Genomic DNA, 18,593 nt, shown 5'->3' with positions numbered 1-18,593 from the left:
GGACTAGTCATAGTTCTCTCTTGTCCAAACGGTCAATTGCAATTTTTCAGAATTTTATGCCGTCGGGATCTCGGGACGCAAAATGATGCGGGACGAGGAGAGGGTGCAGGCAAGGAAATCCGTATACGGTCCTTATCGCTCAGCGGCGAACCAGAGGATGAGACTGGGACAATTTATTGTTGAATTCAAAACGTCAACGAGGTTGACGTATGGGATTTGTTCGGCATATTGCTTTGGAGATAATATATCAGGGAGGCGCGAATAATGTCCGAAAGTAAAAAGCAGGCTGAATTTGAATTTCAGGGCGTGAATCATCTCGCGCTCGTCTGTAAGGACATGGCGCGTACGGTAGAGTTCTACCGGGACAAGCTGGGAATGAAGCTGACCAAGACGCTGAACCTGCCTTTCGGCATGGGGCAGCATTTTTTCTTTGATGTCGGAAATGGGGACTGTATCGCCTTTTTCTGGTTTCCGGACGCGCCTGAGGCGGCGCCAGGGATCGCTGCGCCCCAATACCTGCCGATGCGCGGGCCGATCGCTTCAGCACATGGATCCATGAACCACATCGCCATTAATGTGCCTGCAGAACATTTTGATACCTACTGCGACAAGCTGAAGGAAAAGGGCATCGATATCACGCCGGTTATGAACCATGATGACTCGGATATGCAGATATCACCAGAACTCCACGATGACGTGTTTGTCCGGTCTGTCTATTTCTTTGACCCTGATGGCATCTGTCTCGAATTTGCAGCCTGGCACAGGCCTCTCACACCATCGCGCGACGTTGTGCACGACCCTGTGGGGGCGGATGGCACGCCAGTAGATGGGCTCGTCACCGGACGCGCCTGAGCCTTTTCCTACCCGGCACTGACCGCAGGCTTGTTCCAGCGCGCCGGTACTCCCTCATTCCCGACAGATCGGGAGGCGCCGCAGTGCCCTCCCGGATTTTGTTGATAAAACTCTACAGGAGCGCTCCCATGCCAAGCATCACCCCGTTGCCTCGCCGAGAGGTGACCGATGAAACGATGAAATTCTACTTCAACTTCCTGTTCGGGCCGGACCGTGACCCGATCGAGGAACCTGGCACCTCAACCGGAACGCCTGGAGACTGGTGGTCGGTCTTTGCCTTGTCGAAAGATATCTTCCAGCATTCGGTTGATGGTTTCAAAGTCTATCGTAGCCCGGAGCGGAAGCTGGACCCGGTTCTGCGTGAACTGGGCCAGACCCGGGCGGGATGGCTGGTCGGCAGCCAGTTCGTATACTCACAACACTGCAAATCCTTGCGGGGGCTCGGTGTTGCCAACGACAAGATTGCGGCTGTTCATTGTTGGCCGGCTTCGGACTTGTTCGACGCCAACGAACGTGCGGTTCTCGGGTTCACCGATTGTCTGGCAGCTCAGGACGGGCGGGTTCCAGGGGAGATGATGGCGCGCCTGAAGACGTTTCTGAGTGATGTCGAAATTCTCGAGCTGACCTATATTACAAGCCTGTATATCATGCACGGGATCATGTCCCGCGCACTTCGGACCGAATACGATGACCGGCCTGAGCCGATCGTTGAAGTGGATGCCCCCGAAGACTTCAACGCGACAGACTTCCTGTCTGGTAGTGGATCGAAATAACAGTAACTGCGCGTATGCGCGCTTGCCTGCAGCACCAGAAAAGAGCGCTCGAAAGATGATGGAAGACACCTCCGGAACTCGTTCCTCCGGTACAGGATTGCGCAGGTTCCTCAGCCAGCCCTTCCTCCATTTCCTTCTGGGCGCGCTTGCAATCTTTCTCGTGGATTCGGTTGCCTCGGGAGGGGCGGCTGCACGCCAGGATGTGATATCGGTTTCGGAACCCGAGATCGCCAGATTGAAAGCGGAATGGTTACGCAGTTGGGCCCGGCCTCCAACTGATGACGAGCTCGACACGCTGATATCCGATTGGGTGGAGGATGAAGTCTACTTTCGTCAGGCCAGGGCTATGGCGCTGGATGAAGACGATCCGGTCGTTCGCCAATACCTCAGCAGCAAGATGCGGTTTCTGACGTCAGATGTCATTGTGGTTCCAGAGCCTCGGCCGGACGAACTGGCGGCCTATTTCGAAACGCACAAAGAAGATTTCACTGCGGAGCCAATCTATTCCTTTGAACAGGTCCGCATTGAAGCCATGGATACGGGTGAGGTTCAGGTGCGCAGATCTGCCCTCGAAGCCGGAGGAAATGCGGAAGGCGGAGAAGGGGAGCGGTTCGTCGGTGTGGGCCGTCTCGAAGTATCGCGGAAATTCGGGGTGACTTTCTACGAAAGGCTGGCCGCGCTGCCTGTCGGGGTGTGGTCCGGGCCGGTTGTGTCGTCTGTTGGCGTTCACCTGATCCGCGTAGACCTCAAGGAAATACCTGCCGGACCTGAGTTGAAGGAGGTGGAAAACGCCGTGCGCGCGGCCTGGGTGGTTGAGAAGCGGACGGAACTTCAACAGGCGGCGTATGAACGCCTGCGGTCCACTTACAAGATTCAAGTCCATGACGTGGAGTCATGAAACTCGTCAGGTTTCTCCTGCTTGGATGGGTTGCCTCGATGATCGGTTGGCTTCCAGCATCCGCACACGATCTGAGGTCGGGATATTTAGAAGTCACCCAGGATGGCCTGACCAGCTATGAGGTGACATGGAAGCCACCCACCCGGGCCGGCAGTTCGCTCGGTGTGGCGCCGGTCTTTCCGGCAGATTGCCTTGTCAGCAGGCTTTCCGCTCAGATGGCGTCTTCCGGGGAACCGATTGAATCCTGGCGCGTTGCGTGTTCGGAAGTGCTGGACGGTCGAACGTTGCGGTTCGATGGTTTGCAGGGGGCGGGCAGTGATGTGCTGGTGCGCTATGTCCGCACTTCAGGTCATGCGCTGAGCCTGCGCGCCACATCCCGGATCCCGCACGTGAGTATGCCGGCATATGGCGGAACGGGCACGGTTCTGACCACCTATTTCCAGCTTGGTGTCGAGCACATTCTCGGCGGGCTTGATCATTTGCTCTTTGTGCTCTGCCTGGTTTTCCTGATCGGGGATCTCCGTAAACTCGCATTGACCATCACGGCCTTCACGGTAGCCCATTCCCTGACCCTTGCAGCAACGGTGCTTGGGGCCGTTCACATGCCGGTGAAACCGGTGGAAGCGGTGATCGCCCTGTCGATCGTGTTTCTGGCCAGTGAAGTCCTGGCCGTCCGGCAGGACCCGGACAGGCTGTCCGAAAAGGCTCCTTGGCTAATCGCCTTCGTCTTCGGACTGTTGCACGGGTTTGGATTTGCATCTGCGCTTCTTGACATTGGTTTGCCTCCCGAGGCCCTGCCGGCTTGCCTCCTGGCGTTCAATGTCGGCGTAGAAGCTGGGCAGCTCCTGTTCGTGGCTGTGGTCCTGACGCTGCTTGCCGTTTTGAAACGGGTGAAACTGTATCAGACCGTCCGGCCTGTAGCGGTTTATGCCACCGGGATTGTTGCCATGAAGTGGCTGATCGAGCGGATGCTTTAAGCCGTTTGAACGGGAATTCTGAGCTGCAGCTGCCTGCATTGGCGCTGAACAAATGCCGAGCGTGCCATGACCTGCATTCATTCAGCGGACTTCTATCGTGTCCGGAACATCTTGTTGCGCTGCACACAATTAAATCGCGCGCGACCATCAATCAAACCGTAAATTTGGTTTACAGTCCTTTTCGAACCGTATACTAAGTTGACGTTGTCGCTTCGCTAGGGATGTGGGGCACACCAACAGGCAGGACCGGAAAATCAGAAAGCCGCCAAGGCACAATCCGCCTGTTGAAAACAAAAAAATGCTCAAATGAGCATGGGAGGAAAATGTGAATACAAAGACGCCCGTAGCGGCCAGCTTGTTCGTGCTCGGTACACTTCTGTCCCTGTCTGCTCTTCCTGCAAATGCGCAGGATGCCGGGACCTCCGGAGAAGCCGAGGATGAGGCGCGCCTGTCGACCGTGACTGTGACGACCCAAAAGCGCGAACAGAATCTCCAGGACGTGCCGATCGTCATCACGGCTTTTTCAAAGGAAACGGCGGAAGCGCCCGGAGCTGTTGATCTCGTTGCGCTGAACGGTCTCAGCCCGAATGTCGTGCTTCAGACGCAGGGGCTGATTCCGAATGTGCCGATGATTTCGATCCGGGGTATCAGCCACAGCGATCCAGATCCGAACAGTGACCCAAAGATCAGCACGATCATCGATGGAGTCTATGTTCCGTTTACGGCAGGTACGATGTTGGACCTGTTCGATATCGAACGAATTGAGGTGATCAAGGGGCCGCAGGGGACGCTGTTCGGAAAGAACAATCTCGCCGGAACGCTCAACGTCATCACGTCTCGTCCAGCTGATGAATTTGGTGGAGAAATCCGCATAACGCTTGGCGAAAACGAGCTTCACCAGCTGCGGGCAAAACTGAACACCGGACGCTTTGCCGATGGTAAGATGGCCGCAAAGCTAGCCATGAATATCCGGGAATATGGCGGCTATTCGACAAATACGATCACCGGTTCGGATCTCAATACGAATGATGTCACAGCCTTCCGCGGCGCGCTGACCTTTGACCCGTTCCCGGATCTCACTTCGACCATCACCGTTGATGCGATCTCTGAAGACACGGTTGGACCGGCAGGACATGTCATAGACAATGGCTCTGCCGCCTACATGCTGTTACCGGCTGAGGCCCGCAATGATATCCGTGTGGCCGCATATAATTTCGATCCGTTCGTGAATACTGATTCAAGCGGCGTTGCCTGGGAAACAAGCTGGAGTCAGGACTATGGAACGTTCACCTCGGTGATCGGTTTCCGCAATATCTCCTATCTCAATCAGGGGGATTTCGACGGACTGACCGTGCCTGAGCCGGGCCTGAACGTGACGCGCGATTTTGAAAGCGACGCATACAGTGGCGAGTTTCGGTTTGCGTCCAGCACCGGAACTTCTTTCGACTATGTCGTCGGCGTGTTTGCGAGCCTCGACGATTTTACTCAGGTCAATACGGTCCGGCCTGCTCCGCCGGTCCTCAGCCTGTCGACGATTTCCCAGGAGTCGCGAAGCTACGCTGTGTTTGCCCAAGGTGACTGGAACTTCGCCGAAAACTGGATCCTGACACTTGGCGGACGCTATACGCAGGATGAAAAAGACTACGAGATTGATGCGGATGTGTTTGTCGGCGGCAACTATGTTCCCCCGTCATCCTTCGCCGACAAGCTCAGCAATAGCTGGAACAATTTCACGCCTCGCGTCGCGCTTCAGTATAGCCCTTCGGACAATGTGAACCTCTATGGTTCGGTGGCAACCGGGTACAAGGGGGGCGGCTTCAATTCCCGCGGTACGGTCCGTGAATCCATCGGTCCTTATGATGAGGAAACGGTGACGGCCTACGAAATCGGTATGAAGAGCGATCTGCTCGACAATACCATGCGTCTGAACCTTGCCGCTTTCCTGAACGAGTATAAGGACTTCCAGGGATCCGTGACGAGCCAGGGGGCTGTGCGGGCTGAAAATACTACCCGGAATATCGGAGACATCGAAACCTCTGGCTTGGAGGTCGAATGGCTATGGCTTCCGACCGATCAGCTTTCGATTGGTGTGAACTTCGCCTATCTGGATGCGAAGATTACCGACTTCTGTGCCGATGTTGACGGGGCTTTCACTGACGGTTCACCTGAACCGAATCAGTGCGGCCCGGCTGAAGAAGTGATGGTGAACGGGGTGCCGATTGGTGTGTTTTCTGTTCCGATCGATAATTCGGATCTCGATCTTGCCAATGCGCCACCCTACAGCGGCAGTGTCGTGATTGACTACAATATGCCGCTGAGCTTCGCGGATCTGCGGACACATGTGGATTTCCGGTATACGGATGAATACAACACATGGGGTCGTAGCAATGATCCGGCATTCTACCGCGACTCGGTCATTCTGGTGAACGGAAGCGTTACGCTCGCCGCCAAGGATGATCAGTGGCGGCTGGTCGCCTATGGCCGAAACCTGACCGACCAGGATGTTATCTCAGGTTCGGCAAAGGCGGGTACGGCGCCGATCATCCAATATTACCAGCCTCCTCGTGAATTTGGTGTGGAAGTAAGCTTCAAATTCTAACCTCGCGGACGCGGCGGGCTTATGTCTGCCGCGTCCGTTTTTATTGTTGCGGAGTACCGATATGCGCCGAGTAATTCGTTCGGGAAGCTTGCTTTTGCTGGCAGCTTTAATGACCGCCTGCTGGGGCGGCACGCAGCCCACGGCAATGTCGGATAAGGAAGCGGAAAGTTCGCTGCAGCAAGGCGCCAGTGAAGCGGCGGCGCAGCCGGTGGATTCCGTTCATTGCGACAGCTTTCAGGACGGCGAAAAGCGTGCCCTCTGGGGCGACCTTCACGTACACACGGCACTGTCGCTGGATGCGTATGCCTTCGGTACGATCGCGGGCCCGGAAGATGCGTTTGCATTCGCGAAAGGCGGAAGCATCGATCTTATGGGGCATTCTGCGCAATTGGAGCGCCCTCTGGATTTTACAGCCGTCACAGATCATGCCGAATGGCTCGATCTCATGTATATCTGTACGGACCCGGAGCGAGCGGACGATCTCTATTGCCAGAGTCTGACCCAGCAGAAATCCTCACCACGCATCGGAGCCCAGTTGTTCCGGGAATATGTCGTTCCCACGCTGACAGGGCCAGAGCCCAAAAAGACACCCATCTGCGAAGAGGATCCGGAGCGGTGCGCCGTTGCCGCGGGAAATCAGTGGGAGCGCGTACAGACTGCGGCGAATGCGGCCAATGATCCCTGCAATTTCACCGCGTTTGTCGGATTTGAATGGTCGGCAACGCCGTCATTCCGCCACACCCACAGGAATCTGGTTTTTGCTTCCGATCAGGTCACGGCGCAGGCGATCGACTATCTCCGGTATCCGGATGTCTCCCAGCTCTGGGAACAGCTTGAGCGGAAATGCCGGCCGGAAGATGGTTGCGATGTCGTCGCCATCCCGCACAATATGAATATGGGCGACGGGATCAGCTTCGATGTCGAGACCGAAAGTGAAGCCAACCTGCTCCTGCGTGCCAAGTATGAGCGCCTGGCGGAAATCCATCAGGAAAAAGGCACCAGCGAATGTTTGCCGGCATTCGGGGTGACCGACGAAGATGACTGCAATTTCGAACTCTACCTGACCTCTCATTCGCAAGCGAAAGCGCGGGAGGATTTCGAACAGGAGGAGTGGGAAAAGACCCGCAGCACATATGTGCGCAGCCTCTTGCTGCGCGGGCTGGCGGCCTATCAGGCGCGGCCTGATCTGGGCAACCCACTGCAGCTCGGTATTATCGGGTCTACGGATAATCACGAAGCAACTCCCGGATTTGTCGATGAGGCGGCATGGGGCGGCCCTGGCTTTGCCCTTGGCAATCTGGACGCCATGATGACACGGGTAGATTTCAACCCCGGCGGCATCGTTGCGGTGTGGGCGGAAGAGAACACGCGGGAAGCGGTTTTCGCGGCCCTCAAGCGCCGCGAAGTCTACGGGACGAGCGGACCCAGAATTGAACTCCGCTTCGCTGCCGCGACACAGGGCGAAACGCTGAGCTGTGGCCTGCCGGGCCTTCCAGACTCTGCCGTCACCATGGGTGGGCAATTCGAGGAAGCGGCAGCTACACCGAATTTCATCGTGCGGGCAAAAGCAGACCGCGAGGATCTCGACAAAATCGAGATCATCAAGGGGGCCTATGCGGATGGAGACGTCTCGGAGACGGTTCAGCCCATCTGGACACGCTCGGAATCCGGACGCGAAGCTTGTGCGGTTTGGAGTGATCCCTCGTTCGATCCGGCAGCACCGGCTTTCTGGTATGCCCGGGTCAAGGAAGCGCCGACGAAGCGTTGGTCTCAGGTGAAGTGCGAGGCTGCCGGGCGGTGTGACGACTTCCCGCAAGCCGTTGGCACGATTCAGGAACGTGCCTGGGCCTCGCCGATCTGGTACCTCCCTTCAGGTAACTGAGTTGAAGGTGCAGGCGATGTGTTGCTGCATTGCCTGCATCTCGGTCACCTGAGGTCATTCACTGGCCGGTTGAAACATCCGTGTCGAATGTCGGGATTTCACCCCAGTCGTCGGAGAGGACGTCGATTGCGTCTTTCACGCGTTTAGTGCCGAGGCGGTCATTCAGAAGCAGCAGTATCAGCCGCACGGCGTCTCCGGAATCTTTCCGCATAGCCAGGCCGGTCTCGGTAAGCTCGACAATTTTCACCCGTTTGTTCGACGGGTCTGCGACAAGTGAAATCATGTCGAGTTCGATCATGGATCTCAGCGTCTTGTGGACCGCTTGTCGTGTAAGCCCAAGGCGCCTTGCAATATCGGAAGGGTGAACAACCCCCATGACGATAATTGCCATGACCATGGATTGTGGGCGGGTGACGGACGGCCATCCCCTGGAGCGCATATAGTTCTGCAAACCTTCATCAATCCAGGAGAATCCATTGAGCAGGCCCAGCAACAAGGCGCCCGCGGTACTGATTTCTCCAGCTTCTTGATCTGTCACGTCCAAAAAATTGCTCCGTTTTCATGCCGGCATCGGAAAATGCCTCGGACCTTTAAGCCAATTCAGCAGTTTTGTTCAATATTTCAAGTGGATAAGGCGCCCGAACGATAAACGCCCAATTGATGACTGCATTCCTGTACAGGTTACAGATCCCTACGGTCACCGTCACGACGGTATTGCAATTATGATCCGTGGTCTTTCGTTTGGCCGGTCCGGTTGCGGACGTGTGTCATACGTATCGTGTCGAGACGGGCGCAAGCTCCGCGGATAGCGAAGGCGATATCCAACGCCTCGTGGCCGCGAACAGTGAAGATTCCAGCAGAAGTACGGCCGTTTATCCTCCCCCTTATGCTTGCGTGGGAAGGTTCTCGGCATGACAGAGCGCACCGATTTCCTCTCCCATGCCTGGTACACGATTGCGCGCGCCATTGCCGTGGCGGGCGTGAACGCCGATTTGTTCAAGATGCCAGAGCTGATTTCGAAATCGGTGAACAGGCGGGTGCGAGCGGAGTTGAGGCGTCTGGCGGTTCTGCTCCGCCGGCTGATCTTTGTGGTGGCCCTGCAAATGCAACGGGAACTCGTCCCGCTAAAGCCCCGCGCCGGGAGCAACTATTATGAGCCAAAAAAGCCGGATGGGGAGTACCGCTACATCTTCACCATGGTGCCGCCGCCAGTCGGGCCGTGTCCGTCTTTCCTGAAAGGACCGGTATCTGTGCCTCATCGCGGACCCATCTCCGCGGCGCCTCTTATTGCCCGCTGGCAGGCCATGCTGGATACGTTGAAATTCCACAAGCGCCGAGCACGCCGTCTGGCTCGCACGATAGAACGATGGCAAGCAGCGGGAGAAGCTAGGCCCTTTGTGCCGCCAATCCCGAACACGCATCGTATGCCCGCTGCGCTTGGGCTTGTGTCAGGTGGCCTGACCGTGCAGCTGCTCGCGGCGCTGAAGGGATGGCCTGATACGAGTTGAGGCGAGCCTCAAAACAGAAAGTCTTGCCGGATCGCCAGAAGCGATTCCGGATAAGGATGCTGGCTTAGATACGTCTGGGTGGCGGGTTTCAGGAGAAGGGAACGTTCCGGATGCATCCGTCCGGTCATCGGGCTTTACAGCGTGCCTTCGATTTCAACGGACTTGCCTTCAACGCGTGCCCGCACGCCGTAGATTTCTGCGAGCCGGCCGGGCGTCAACGTCTCCTCCGGCGGACCGTCAGCCACGATCCGCGAGTCTTTCATCCAGACCATGCGGGTCGCATAACGTGCGGCCAACGCAATATCATGCAGTACGACGAGCGCACCGCCCCCCTCGTCGACGAACTGGCGGACCATGTCCATGATCCTGAACTGGTGGCGCGGGTCGAGTGCAGCGATGGGCTCGTCTGCGATCAGCAGCGGCGCTTCAGCCGCAAAAGCGCGGGCGCAATGGACGCGCGCAAGTTCTCCGCCGGAAAGCGTGTCGGTCGGCCGATCCATGTGATGCAGAAGATCACAGCGTTCGATCGCCGTATCGATCGCTGCGGCATCTTGCTGGCCAAGCCGTCCGGGGGCGGCGCCGTAGGTGAACCGGCCGAGGGCGACGACATCGCGAACCGTGTTTGGCCAGGCGAGTGAGCGCTGCTGGGGCAGGTAGGCGATGCGGCGGGCACGCTTCATGGGCGACAGTTTTTGGCTGTCGGTTCCGTCAAGCGTGGCAAAGCCGGCCGTGCGTTTCTGCAAGCCAAGTGCGGCACGCAGCAGGCTGGTCTTTCCGGCGCCATTAGGGCCGAGCAGGGCCACGAGTTCGCCGGGGACCAGACGCAGGTTCGCGTCCTTCACTAATGTGGTGCCAGCGGTTTCGACCGATAGATTCTGAGTCAGGAGTTCAGCCATTGTGCGCACCTCTCCGCATGGCGATCCACACAAAGGCAGGCGCGCCGATCAAGGCGGCGACGACGCCGAGTTTCAATTCGTTCGTGGTCGGCATGATACGCACGCCAATGTCTGCAATGACAAGGATCAACCCGGCAAGCAGGGCAGAAGGCACGAGTGAGCGGGCGGGATCATGCTGAACAAAGGGGCGGACGAGATGCGGCGCGACCATGCCGACAAACCCTATCGCTCCGGCAAGGGCGACGGAGCCGCCGGTGGCGAGCCCGGCGCCAAGAACGGTGAGGATGCGTTGTGTGCGCAGGTCGAGACCGATGCCGCTGGCCGCTTCTTCCCCAAGCGTGAGGGCAGAGAGGCCACGCCGCGACGCCAGCAGGATCGCGGTACCGGAGACCAGGAAAGGTGTGGCCAGGCCTATTTCCTGCCAGCTGCGATTGGCGACTGTGCCCAGCATCCAGTTGATCATGTCGGATAGCGAAAACGGGTTTGGCGCGAGGTTCATGAGCAGGCTCATTGCCGCACCGGAGAAGCTCGACAGGCCGACACCGATCAGGATCAGCGTGACGGCTGACTGTGTCCGGAGTGCGGCGAAGGCGATGAGCATGGTAGCGGCCATGGCACCGGTAATGGCCGAAAGCGGCAGGATCCAGGGCGAGAGCGCCGCGAGACCGTAATAGAGGGAGAACGTCGCAAAGAGCGAGGCCGATGCCGACACGCCAAGGACACCGGGCTCGGCAAGCGGGTTCCTCAGGAGACCTTGCAAAGCCGCGCCGCTGATCCCTAGCGCTGCGCCGGTGAAGAAAGCCGCACAGGCGCGCGGCAGACGGATCTGCCAGACGACAAGCCGGTCGCCAATGTCTGCTCCGCCGACCAAGGCCGCGAGAACGCGCTCCACTGGCAGGGGGGTGGAACCAAGCAGGCAGGCCGTAAAGATCGCGACAAGGCAGGCGAGGGCGAGGGCCGGAATCAGGAGGCGCTGCATCATGAGTCACTCCCCTCTGCCAGCGCCTCAATGGCGTCAATCATGAACCACGCGCTGCAGGAGGTCCATGCGCCTTGCAGCTGAATGACTGGCTGGTCCTGCATCTGCCGTTCGGCGACGGGGTGCTTCATCGGGCTCCAGGAGTCCGGAGCGGGGCCGGACTGATCGAAGAAAGCGGCGGCGATTACATCCGGCTGTCCATAGGCGAGCCGTTCAAGTGGAAGAGAGCGCCAACCGGGCTCTTGTTCGAAATTCTCGAACCCGGCGCTGACCAGCATTTCATGAATCATGGAACCGGGGCCACTGGTAACACCGGCAGGTGTCATGTAGAGCGCAGTCTTGCCGCCCGTTCGCTTGCTGATGGCGTTGAGGCGGTTGTGAAACTCCGACACGAGTTCGCTGCCACGTTCGCTCTGGCCAAGGCCGTCGGCCATCTGCCGTATGATGCTCGGGATCGAACCTGCGTCGTCGCCATCGATGCTGGTGGTCCAGCCCACGGTCAGCACGGGGATGCCCGCACGCTTGAAGAATACCTCCGCGTCCGGTCCGCCACCATAGGCCCTCACGACGAGGTCCGGCTTCAGAAGAAGCACATCTTCCGTCACAGGACGAATTGTGGGCAGTCCCGCCGCGGCGTCATGCATGTAGGAATAGTCTCTCGCCGCTTCTGGTGAGAGCGCGAGGATCTGATCACGGTCGGCGAGTTTCAGGACATATTGGTCGGCGCAGTAGTCGAGACTGACAATCCTCATGGGCCGGCGGGAATCCGGTGCCTGCGTCTGGGTGGGAACGCCGCAGGCAGCCAGGCCGGTCAACACAAGCAGGATCATCAGTCTCGACATTGCGTCACCTAGTACCGCAACCGGATGCCGACAGAGCCAGACAGGCCGGGCGTGCCGTAGCCGAGCACCTGCTGGTATTGCTCGTCGAAAAGGTTTTCGATCCGGCCGTACAGTTCGACACTTTCGGTCAGATCGTAGCTTCCGGTCAGATCAACCCGGGTCCAGCCATCAAGCGTCGATCCGTCCGTGTTGGCTTCGTCGCCGTTGAACCTCACCAGAACGGCACCTGAGAACGGTCCTTCTGGGTCGAGCGACACGGTCACATCCCCTGAGTGTTTCGGTAGTCGCCAGAGCGCATTCCCGTTGCCGTCTTCGGCATCAATGTACGCATAGTTCGCTGCGATGCCGAGCCATTCAGCGAACTGGTAGGAGCCATAGAGTTCCATGCCCTGTGATTTCACGACTGCGATATTGTCGTATCCGGCCGTATAGGAGAAATCGATCATGTTCTCCGTATCCTGGTCGAAGTAAGTCATGCCAGCCTTGGCGCGGCCGTCTTCGGAAGTCCAATCGAGACCGATGTCGAAGGCTTCGGAGCTTTCTGGTTGCAGGTTTGCGTTCGGCTCGGTCAGGCCACAGAAGGTACAGATATAGGTCGACTGGAAAATACTCGGCGCCTTGAATCCCTGTCCCCAGCTGGCGCGCAGAACAATCTGCCTTGTTGGGTTATAGGCCGCTGCGATCCGGCCGGTGGATTCCGAGCCGAATTTGTCGTGATCATCGACGCGGATGCCGCCTGTCAGGGTGAGCGTCTCATTGGGCTTGAACTCATAGAGCCCGAACACACCGTCGATCGAGGCCTCCAGCCCATCAGCGGAGGTTTCCTCTCGCTCGGCCCCAAAGGAGAGCTTGTTGCGGTCATCGACCGTGAAGATGCCCTGATAGCGATAAATCTGGCGGTCACCTTCTGCAGAATAGCTTGGGGCGCCATTCGAGAAGTTTTCCCGGCTGATATCGGAATATCCAACCATCAGGGTGTTTTGAAACCGGTCGTCAAACAGAGGCACTTCCAGAGAAACATGTCCTGACAAGGTTTCGTTCTGTGTGCGCTCATCGCCATCTCCGACGCTGCCTTCAGCGCCAAAGATATAACTGTCATAGTCGGCCTCGGCGTCGTTCCACAGAACGCTCGCTTCGAGACGCGCGGAAGATGGCAGGTTCAGGCCGCCCTTGGCAGAGAGAGTGGTGGACTCATAGCCGTCTTCCTCGCCATTTCCGTTGGCTTCATCAGCTTTTGAAATGCCATCTGTGGAGAGCGCGCTGGCTGACAGGCGGAAGTCGCCCACTTCGTTCGCGTTGCTTATGGAAGCGCCACCGCGCAGCGTATTGAAAGAGCCGTATTCGGCAAAAACGGAGCCGCCCAGACGCTCCTCCGGGACCTTCGTGAGAATGGAAACGACCCCGCCAATCGCATCTGAGCCCCAGAGCGTGGATTGCGGGCCCTTGAGAACCTCGATCCGTTCAATGTCATCCGTATCGAGATAAGCAAAATTGAAGCTGCCATCGGTCATGGAAGGGTCGCTGGCTGGAACCCCATCGATCAGGACGAGCGTCTGCCCGGTGGAGGCGCCTCGAATGCGCACGCTGGCTGCGCCGCCATAGCTGCCATTCTGATTGATCGTGACGCCGGGTGCTGCGGCGACAGCGTCGAGGGCGAAATCGAAATCCAGTTTCTCGAGGTCTTCGGCGGTGATGATGCTGACACTGGAACCGATTTCCGTCTGGGTCTGGCCAAGACGTGATCCTTCGATGGTGACCGGATCGAGCCGTGTTTCCTGATTGCTGGCTTCCTGCGCGAATGACGGCATGGCAATGCTGATAACCGCTGTGGTGAGCAGAGCTGTTCTGTAAGACATGGGTTTACCCCTCATCGCACCCCGCCGCCCGAAAGACAGGTGCTGATAACGACAATTTCTGGCCACATGGGATTCGCCATGCGGGCGGCCAGGCCGGTTTTTCGGATGTCGTTACAAAAGGAGAGGCATCAGCCTTCCCGCCCGCGAGAACTATTCCCGGCCTCCGGACGAACGACGCGATGGCAGGTCTCCTGGCTCGCCGATCTACGCTTCAGGCCGCCTTCCCAGAACCTCACGGCTCCAGTGGCTTAATGGCCATCAGCTCCTGGCTGACAGTTGCGGGTACAGCGCCGGATTCACACCGGCTTCCCTCTAGGCCCTGTTTTAAAGGGCACCATCTGGTGCGTTAGTTGTTGCAGTTGCGAACGCCTGTCAATAGGCGCCGCACCGGCTGACGCGGAGGCATGGGCAGGAAATCACTGCCATGCTCCGTGCTTTGTCCGGCTCTGATCGGGGATGAGCCCGGATCAGATATCCAGAACCATCTTCATTGCGCCCTCAGCCCTCCGGTCGAACAGGTCGTAAGCGTGTGCGCCTTCCGACAGGTCCAGTGTGTGGCTGATATAGCGTTCCGGCTTGATGCGGCCGGACTGGATCAGCGGAACAAGTTCCGGCCATTCCTGTGTTACCGAACAGGTACCGATCCGGAAGGTCAGCCCCATTGCGAAGGCCTTTGCCATCGGGAAGTCCATGGACCGGTCCTGATTGACGCCGATGACCGACACCGTTCCGCGGCGCCCGGCGAGTCCGAGCGCCGCACGGATCGTCGCGGAATGCCCCACCGCTTCAATCACGCTATCGCACATCCGGCCATGGGTGGCCTCGCGAATATATTCTCTGGCTTCAGCAGGGTCGGGCGTTTCGAGGCCTATGGCACGCCCCATGGCGCGACGTTCCTCGACGAGATCGATGCCGAACACGCGGGCCGCACCCATCGCAAGCGCGCCTTCTGCAGCCATCAGGCCGATGGGGCCGAGCCCGACCACAGCGACCGTTGCACCATGCGCGATGTCTGCATTGCGGGCCCCGAACCAGGCAGTCGCCAGGGCATCCGTCAGCATCAGCGCCTGTTCCGCTGTGACGCCTTCCGGAATGCGGGCCGCATTGAAGTCGGCTGCTGGCACGCGCACGGCTTCGGCCTGGCAGCCCTGCAGTGCGCTTGAGAGACCGTAGCAGCGACCTGAATTGGTTTCGCAATTGACGACATTCCCGGCGAGGCAGGAGCGGCATTGTCCACACCCGACCGCGGCCGAGATCATGACCTTGTCGCCGACCTTCAGTTGGCGGACGGAGCGGCCGACCTCGACCACTTCACCGACGGCCTCATGGCCGACGCAATAGCCGGTGTCCTCCGAAAAGGTTTCGCCATGATAGATGTGCAGGTCGCTGCCGCAGATGGAACATTTGTCGACCTTGATGATCGCGTCGCGGTCATCTTCCAGGATCGGGTCGGGAATGGATTCGAGCCCGATATCCTTCGGCCCGCGATAGACGAGTGCTTTCATGGTGCGTTCCTCCCGAGCCTTAGCGAACCGGCATGGCGTTGTATTCGCGGATCTTCAGCTTGCCGAGCTGAGACATGTGAACTTCGTCCGGACCATCCGCAATGCGAAGGAAGCGGTTCAGAGTGAAGAAGCGGGCAACCGGCGTGTCGTCGCTGACGCCCATGCCGCCATGAGCCTGGATGGCGCGGTCACACACGGTCTGGGCCATCTGAGGCGCAACCACCTTGATCGCGGCGATAAGGTCTTTGGCGTCCTTGTTGCCGAAACGATCCATCGCGTCGGCGGCCTTCAGCGTCAGGAGGCGGGCCATCTCGATTTCGCAGAAGCTTCGCGCGATGTCCTGACGGATTGAGCTCTGATCGGCGAGCTTCTTGCCGAAGGCAACACGGTTTTCGACGCGGCGGGACATGATCTCCAGCGCCCGTTGCGCTTGTCCGATCGAGCGCATGCAGTGATGGATACGGCCCGGGCCGAGACGGCCCTGTGCGATTTCGAACCCGCGGCCTTCGCCGAGGATCATGTTTTCCTTCGGAACGCGGACATTCTCGAAGCGCAGCTCACATTCGCCGCCGGGCGAATTCTTCGAACCGAAAACAGTCAGGTGGCGAACGATGGTGATGCCGGGTGTGTCTGGTTCGACCAGGATTTGCGAGTGCTGCTGGTGACGCGGATTGTCCAGCAGTGTCTTGCCCATGACGATCCAGATCTTGCAGTTCGGGTTCATCGCACCGGAGATCCACCATTTCCGGCCATTGATGACATAGTCATCACCGTCCGGCAGGATCGTCAGTTCCAGATTGGTTGCGTCAGACGAGGCGACCTGCGGCTCGGTCATCACATAGGCGGAGCGGATATCACCAGCGAGCAGGGGTTTCAGCCAATTCTCTTTCTGTGCAGGCGAGCCGTATTTCGCCAGAACTTCCATGTTGCCCGTATCTGGTGCCGAACAGTTGAAGAATTCGGATGAGTGCGGCACGCGGCCCATGATCTCTGCCAGCGGCGCATATTCCATGTTGGTGAGGCCGGCGCTGTATTCGCCATATTCTTCCGGCAGGAACAGGTTCCAGAGGCCTTCAGCCTTCGCATGTTCCTTGATCTTGTCGATGCCGGGCCAGCGCTTCCACAAATTCGCCGGGTCCTCGTCCCAGGCGTGATATTCTTCTTCAGTCGGATAGACATATTTGTCGAAGAAGGTCTCAACGCGGGCAATCAAGTCTTTCGTCTTCTGGCTATGCTCAAACAGCATCTCTGTTCCTCCGGGGTTTGTCTGTACTCAGCTGATCCAGCGCAATGCGCGTTCGAGCAGCCATATGGTTCTTCTGTGCAAATCGTCGCCGGTCTCCTTCGGCGCCTTGCCAGCGCAGGCGCGCGCATAGGTGCCTTCAAGGATGATGCCCAGCTTGTAACAGGCGAGCACGCCGTACCAGTGAATGCCGGAAAGGTCCCGGTCTGACTGGGACGCGTAGCGGGCGATGAGTTCTTCCGCTGTCGGAAAACCCTCCCAGGGCTGAACGGCCACAGTTCCTGCATCTGAGCGGTCCGCTTCATCGGGCCACGTTGCCATCAGCCAGCCAAGATCCAGAAGTGGATCGCCGATCGTCGTCAGTTCCCAATCGACAATGGCTGCCAGTTTCGGCGCGTCGAACCGGAACATGACGTTGGCGAGATGGTAATCGCCATGAATGATGCCCGCGCGGAATCCCGAAGGCCGGTTCTCGTCCAGCCAGTCGCCGATACGGTTGACGCCTTGCAGGTCCTTGCGGCCATCCCATTCCGGAATTTCGGCGTAGCTTTCGAGCTGCCCTTTCCAACGGCTGACCTGACGTTCGAGATAGTTTTCGGGTTTGCCGAGGCCGGTCAGCCCGACGGCGACATAGTCCACCGCGCCGAGCGCCGCGATCCCATCGACGAGCGAGAGGCCCATCTGGTGACGCAGTTCCGGCGAACTCGCGAATGGCTCCGGCAGGCCCTGTGTGGCGTTGAACCCATCGATGGGTTCCATCAGGTAGAAGGCCGCGCCGAGAACTGTTTCGTCCTCGCACGCCGCGATGAGGCCCGGATGCGGTACGTTGGTGCCACTCAGCGCGGCCAGCACACGCGCTTCCCGGCGCATGGTTTCGTTGGAATTGGCGCGCAGAACAGGCGGCGGGCGGCGCAGCACATATGTCCGTCCGGCGCGCTGAAAACGCAGGAGAATATTCTGGGTGCCACCGGCAAGGCGCTCGGCCTGCTCAATCGGACCGTTCCCCAGCCCTTGGCTGTCCATCCAACTTGCCAGTGTTTCCAGGTCTACCGGCGTATCCAACGATTCCTCCCGATTAAATCAATTGGATAATATGCTTGACGCGAGGAGGATCAGATTGCAAGCCTTCCCCATGGTCCGCCTGCAAGAAAAAAATGAGAGCGATGCCGTCGATGCGCTGAAGCACGCGGCACTGAAGCTGTTTGCCAAACGGGGCGTGGATGGTGTCACCGTTCGCGAGATCGCTGCTGCCGCGGGACAAAAAAATCATGGCGCAGTGGGCTACCATTTCGGCTCGAAGGCTGAATTGATTAGAACAATTGTCGTCGATGGGGCACGGCTGATCGACGAACGGCGCAATCAGGCGCTGGATGAACTTGCCGCAAGCGGCCGTCCACCCGAACTGGACGATGTGATCCGTGTCCTGGTGTTCCCATCCATCGACCTGGCACCTCCGGGGGAGGAAGAGTGCTATAACCGCTTTGTCGTTCTGTTTGCCATGGCGCACAGGGATCTGTTCATGAGCGCGCTCGAGAACCGCTGGAATACCGGCTACCAGCGATGCATTGATCTACTGCGGGGGTGGATGAACCATCTGCCCAAACGCGACCAGACTGAACGGATCGTTTTTATCGAAGCCTATCTTGGTGGTGTCCTGTCGGCACGCGAGACGCGTCTTGCAGACTCGTCTCGCGCGCACTCGACCTGGTCGACAACCCGCGTGCTGGAGCATTTCGTGCAGACCATCGCGGCGATCGTAAAGGCTCCGGCTCTGGCGTGACCT

The 18,593-nt window shown here is 58.6% G+C and carries 16 protein-coding genes and 1 riboswitch; of the genes, 8 read left to right on the top strand and 8 right to left on the bottom strand.

Annotated elements, in window-relative coordinates:
• Positions 1 to 261: 261 nt before the first annotated feature.
• The 6 genes from R3C98_RS15880 (at position 262) to R3C98_RS15855 (ending at position 7,981) form a co-directional block, all read left to right on the top strand.
• Positions 262 to 852, top strand: a complete 591-nt coding sequence (locus tag R3C98_RS15880; RefSeq protein WP_371315188.1) for a VOC family protein — start codon at positions 262 to 264, stop codon at positions 850 to 852.
• Positions 853 to 980: 128 nt separating this feature from the next.
• Positions 981 to 1,625 (top strand): carboxymuconolactone decarboxylase family protein, encoded by a 645-nt coding sequence (locus tag R3C98_RS15875; protein ID WP_371315050.1) that lies wholly within the window; start codon positions 981 to 983, stop codon positions 1,623 to 1,625.
• Positions 1,540 to 2,523, top strand: a complete 984-nt coding sequence (locus tag R3C98_RS15870) for a peptidyl-prolyl cis-trans isomerase (protein ID WP_371315049.1) — start codon at positions 1,540 to 1,542, stop codon at positions 2,521 to 2,523. Before R3C98_RS15875 ends, R3C98_RS15870 begins: the two co-directional genes overlap by 86 nt.
• Positions 2,520 to 3,500, top strand: coding sequence for a HupE/UreJ family protein (locus R3C98_RS15865; RefSeq protein WP_371315048.1), 981 nt, complete (start codon positions 2,520 to 2,522; stop codon positions 3,498 to 3,500). The genes R3C98_RS15870 and R3C98_RS15865 overlap by 4 nt, the downstream gene beginning before the upstream one ends.
• A 325-nt stretch (positions 3,501 to 3,825) precedes the next feature.
• Positions 3,826 to 6,099 (top strand): TonB-dependent receptor, encoded by a 2,274-nt coding sequence (locus tag R3C98_RS15860; protein WP_371315047.1) that lies wholly within the window; start codon positions 3,826 to 3,828, stop codon positions 6,097 to 6,099.
• 109 nt (positions 6,100 to 6,208) lie between these two features.
• Complete coding sequence (locus R3C98_RS15855) at positions 6,209 to 7,981, top strand: DUF3604 domain-containing protein (protein ID WP_371315046.1); 1,773 nt, start codon at positions 6,209 to 6,211, stop codon at positions 7,979 to 7,981.
• A 58-nt stretch (positions 7,982 to 8,039) separates the two neighbouring features.
• On the opposite strand, the gene R3C98_RS15850 is transcribed toward R3C98_RS15855, so the two are convergent.
• Positions 8,040 to 8,519 (bottom strand): MarR family winged helix-turn-helix transcriptional regulator, encoded by a 480-nt coding sequence (locus tag R3C98_RS15850; protein WP_371315045.1) that lies wholly within the window; start codon positions 8,517 to 8,519, stop codon positions 8,040 to 8,042.
• 373 nt (positions 8,520 to 8,892) lie between these two features.
• Here R3C98_RS15850 and R3C98_RS15845 point away from each other — a divergent pair, with 373 nt between their 5' ends.
• The gene (locus R3C98_RS15845; RefSeq protein ID WP_371315044.1) at positions 8,893 to 9,489 is read left to right on the top strand and encodes a hypothetical protein; all 597 of its coding nucleotides are present in this window, start codon (positions 8,893 to 8,895) and stop codon (positions 9,487 to 9,489) included.
• Between the two features lie 134 nt (positions 9,490 to 9,623).
• Here R3C98_RS15845 and R3C98_RS15840 read toward each other — a convergent pair whose 3' ends face one another.
• From R3C98_RS15840 to R3C98_RS15810, 7 genes are all read right to left on the bottom strand, one after another.
• Positions 9,624 to 10,385 carry an ABC transporter ATP-binding protein gene (locus R3C98_RS15840; RefSeq protein WP_371315043.1) on the bottom strand — a complete coding sequence of 254 codons (762 nt, stop codon included), beginning with the start codon at positions 10,383 to 10,385 and terminating at the stop codon, positions 9,624 to 9,626.
• Complete coding sequence (locus R3C98_RS15835) at positions 10,378 to 11,367, bottom strand: FecCD family ABC transporter permease (RefSeq protein ID WP_371315042.1); 990 nt, start codon at positions 11,365 to 11,367, stop codon at positions 10,378 to 10,380. Before R3C98_RS15835 ends, R3C98_RS15840 begins: the two co-directional genes overlap by 8 nt.
• Positions 11,364 to 12,206: an ABC transporter substrate-binding protein gene (locus R3C98_RS15830; protein ID WP_371315041.1), complete on the bottom strand. Its 843-nt coding sequence runs from the start codon at positions 12,204 to 12,206 to the stop codon at positions 11,364 to 11,366. Before R3C98_RS15830 ends, R3C98_RS15835 begins: the two co-directional genes overlap by 4 nt.
• Before the next feature lie 8 nt (positions 12,207 to 12,214).
• The gene (locus tag R3C98_RS15825; protein WP_371315040.1) at positions 12,215 to 14,062 is read right to left on the bottom strand and encodes a TonB-dependent receptor plug domain-containing protein; all 1,848 of its coding nucleotides are present in this window, start codon (positions 14,060 to 14,062) and stop codon (positions 12,215 to 12,217) included.
• A gap of 163 nt (positions 14,063 to 14,225) precedes the next feature.
• Positions 14,226 to 14,416, bottom strand: a riboswitch (cobalamin riboswitch).
• Between the two features lie 113 nt (positions 14,417 to 14,529).
• Positions 14,530 to 15,567: an alcohol dehydrogenase family protein gene (locus R3C98_RS15820; RefSeq protein ID WP_371315039.1), complete on the bottom strand. Its 1,038-nt coding sequence runs from the start codon at positions 15,565 to 15,567 to the stop codon at positions 14,530 to 14,532.
• A gap of 19 nt (positions 15,568 to 15,586) precedes the next feature.
• Complete coding sequence (locus tag R3C98_RS15815) at positions 15,587 to 16,813, bottom strand: acyl-CoA dehydrogenase family protein (RefSeq protein ID WP_371315038.1); 1,227 nt, start codon at positions 16,811 to 16,813, stop codon at positions 15,587 to 15,589.
• Positions 16,814 to 16,840: 27 nt separating this feature from the next.
• Positions 16,841 to 17,833: a phosphotransferase family protein gene (locus R3C98_RS15810; protein WP_371315187.1), complete on the bottom strand. Its 993-nt coding sequence runs from the start codon at positions 17,831 to 17,833 to the stop codon at positions 16,841 to 16,843.
• Positions 17,834 to 17,942: 109 nt separating this feature from the next.
• Between R3C98_RS15810 and R3C98_RS15805 the strand changes: the two genes are divergently transcribed.
• The gene (locus R3C98_RS15805) at positions 17,943 to 18,590 is read left to right on the top strand and encodes a TetR/AcrR family transcriptional regulator (RefSeq protein ID WP_371315037.1); all 648 of its coding nucleotides are present in this window, start codon (positions 17,943 to 17,945) and stop codon (positions 18,588 to 18,590) included.
• Positions 18,591 to 18,593 lie beyond the last annotated feature (3 nt).

Source organism: Hyphomonas sp., from assembly GCF_041398465.1.
Lineage (GTDB): Bacteria > Pseudomonadota > Alphaproteobacteria > Caulobacterales > Hyphomonadaceae > Hyphomonas.
This window is presented reverse-complemented; position numbering and strand designations above follow the sequence as displayed.

What these genes read in the sequence shown, in the direction of transcription:
- R3C98_RS15875 (WP_371315050.1), top strand. Translation starts at nt 981, where the DNA reads ATGCCAAGCATCACCCCGTTGCCTCGCCGAGAGGTGACCGATGAAACG.
- R3C98_RS15870 (WP_371315049.1), top strand. Translation starts at nt 1,540, where the DNA reads ATGACCGGCCTGAGCCGATCGTTGAAGTGGATGCCCCCGAAGACTTCA.
- R3C98_RS15865 (WP_371315048.1), top strand. Translation starts at nt 2,520, where the DNA reads ATGAAACTCGTCAGGTTTCTCCTGCTTGGATGGGTTGCCTCGATGATC.
- R3C98_RS15855 (WP_371315046.1), top strand. Translation starts at nt 6,209, where the DNA reads ATGACCGCCTGCTGGGGCGGCACGCAGCCCACGGCAATGTCGGATAAG.
- R3C98_RS15845 (WP_371315044.1), top strand. Translation starts at nt 8,893, where the DNA reads ATGACAGAGCGCACCGATTTCCTCTCCCATGCCTGGTACACGATTGCG.
- R3C98_RS15840 (WP_371315043.1), bottom strand. Translation starts at nt 10,385, where the DNA reads ATGGCTGAACTCCTGACTCAGAATCTATCGGTCGAAACCGCTGGCACC.
- R3C98_RS15835 (WP_371315042.1), bottom strand. Translation starts at nt 11,367, where the DNA reads ATGATGCAGCGCCTCCTGATTCCGGCCCTCGCCCTCGCCTGCCTTGTC.
- R3C98_RS15830 (WP_371315041.1), bottom strand. Translation starts at nt 12,206, where the DNA reads ATGTCGAGACTGATGATCCTGCTTGTGTTGACCGGCCTGGCTGCCTGC.
- R3C98_RS15825 (WP_371315040.1), bottom strand. Translation starts at nt 14,062, where the DNA reads ATGTCTTACAGAACAGCTCTGCTCACCACAGCGGTTATCAGCATTGCC.
- R3C98_RS15820 (WP_371315039.1), bottom strand. Translation starts at nt 15,567, where the DNA reads ATGAAAGCACTCGTCTATCGCGGGCCGAAGGATATCGGGCTCGAATCC.
- R3C98_RS15815 (WP_371315038.1), bottom strand. Translation starts at nt 16,813, where the DNA reads ATGCTGTTTGAGCATAGCCAGAAGACGAAAGACTTGATTGCCCGCGTT.
- R3C98_RS15810 (WP_371315187.1), bottom strand. Translation starts at nt 17,833, where the DNA reads ATGGACAGCCAAGGGCTGGGGAACGGTCCGATTGAGCAGGCCGAGCGC.
- R3C98_RS15805 (WP_371315037.1), top strand. Translation starts at nt 17,943, where the DNA reads ATGGTCCGCCTGCAAGAAAAAAATGAGAGCGATGCCGTCGATGCGCTG.